The sequence below is a fragment of the Endozoicomonas sp. SESOKO2 genome (genome assembly GCF_024606245.1).
In the GTDB taxonomy this organism is placed as follows: domain Bacteria; phylum Pseudomonadota; class Gammaproteobacteria; order Pseudomonadales; family Endozoicomonadaceae; genus Endozoicomonas_A.
Genome location: NZ_JAHHPQ010000328.1, coordinates 1 through 1,657, shown reverse-complemented (window position 1 = coordinate 1,657; position 1,657 = coordinate 1). Strand labels below are relative to the sequence as shown.

Here is a 1,657-nt window from a genome sequence, read left to right as displayed (position 1 = left end):
CAAGATAGGCAAGAACACTCAGTCGACACTTGTTGCAGTTCAGATAGGTTCTAAACTGCTCAATGAGTAAGTCAGCGGGTTCCATAATCGTGCGGTATTTTTAGCGAAAAATCTCAAGATAGTGGATCTCGTTGGCTTACTCCTGATTTTTGTCGTGTACAGTGTCAAAGACCGTAAGGGCATTGCCCTGAACGGAACATTCATCAAGGCAGTAGACCTTCCATCTTACAAAGTTGAGATTGAAAACGCTGGCTTAAACTACGACCAAGTCATTGAGGAAAACACATAATGGCAATTGTGCAAAAACCGGACAATCGTACGAAGGTACCACGTACTGGTCGTGTACCGGTAGAGACGAAAGACCCTGCCAAGTACAAAGAAAAGGAGAATCGTGCAACCCGATTCAATCCGTACGATGACCCAAACGACCCAACAAAAGCTCCCGAATAGGGGGCTTTTTTCATTGAAGGACTTAGTATGCTGACACTAGACGACATCAAAGACATCGTTTCCAAAGTGACATACAAAGACGGCTGGACTATTCAAGTATATGAAGGGCACGGTCGTTCCTATATTCAAGTCTCCGTAGATGCCTCTGTAGGCGTCTGTAGCGTGAGTAAACAAAATACGGCATGGAAGAGCGGAAAACACTATTTAAGCCCATACATGTGCAAACAAGAGATTGTAGGCGTATGTTTCGCTGCTATTAAAGCATCAGAAGAACATGAAATGCGTGAGTGGTTCCGCTATAAAGGAGCCAGCATCTTCAATCCTCACCTCGACCCAGACCAACTAGTTGAGTTGGCTAAGAAGAAATCCGCCTTTGTTACTCGACCCGACAGGACTTCCATGACTCTGGAGGAACCAGATGAATCAACAGAAACGCATCGAGACTCTGGAAGAGGGATTGCAACTAATTGGATTGTTAACCCCCGAGGCTAGAGACAAGATTGTACAAGCCTTTGTTGCGTTAGAGGTTGAAAACGTAAAATTACGATGTGACCTCAACATCCGGTACGTTCGCTTTTTTGTTGAGATAATCAATCAGCATATCCCCGAGACTATAACATAATTCATGGTACATTAATTTCGATGCCTCTTCTGCCCGCTCAGTAAAAATCGCCTTCAGTAGATGTTGTGACTCTTCAAACCAGACCTTCCTGACATAAAATAAAATCAATAAAAATACCTGTTACTTCGTCTCTTTGATCAACCTTATACTCCTCTATTGCAATTTTTTTGTATCTAAACGAATGTATAAGGTTTTCAATGATACTTCGAAAATGTCCAGCCACTTCCTTAACAGTAAACATCTCGCTCACTCTGCCCCCTGCCTCATGTACGACCTCACAAATATCCATAGCAACCCAGTTGGAAACTTTTCGCTCAGGAATAGCTTGGTTAGTTGCCTGATGACTGCAACCAGGCATATCCGAACCAAGCTCTCTTTCCCGTTTTACCAGTACAGAGGATCTATCTTCAACCGATCGTTTTTTTGAAAAACTTTTAACTACTCTCGGCTCTGAGTCAAAATTTCATCATTCTTTTCAACAAAACTGTTTTTATGAAGCCCGTAAGCATCTGTTCCGGTAGTGTTTATATTCATAAATCCCCCTATTGAACACATTTAATCCCCTTAAGCCATACGTGTTTAGAC

2 protein-coding genes are annotated in these 1,657 nt (G+C 42.5%); one reads left to right on the top strand and one right to left on the bottom strand.

Features of this window, described 5'->3' with window-relative positions; all coding sequences use genetic code 11:
* Positions 1-477 precede the first annotated feature (477 nt).
* Entirely contained in the window at positions 478-942 is a 465-nt protein-coding gene (locus KDK17_RS07565; protein WP_257255152.1) for a hypothetical protein, read from the top strand.
* Positions 943-1,145: 203 nt separating this feature from the next.
* On the opposite strand, the gene KDK17_RS07560 is transcribed toward KDK17_RS07565, so the two are convergent.
* The gene (locus KDK17_RS07560; protein ID WP_257276089.1) at positions 1,146-1,430 is read right to left on the bottom strand and encodes a hypothetical protein; all 285 of its coding nucleotides are present in this window, start codon (positions 1,428-1,430) and stop codon (positions 1,146-1,148) included.
* Positions 1,431-1,657 lie beyond the last annotated feature (227 nt).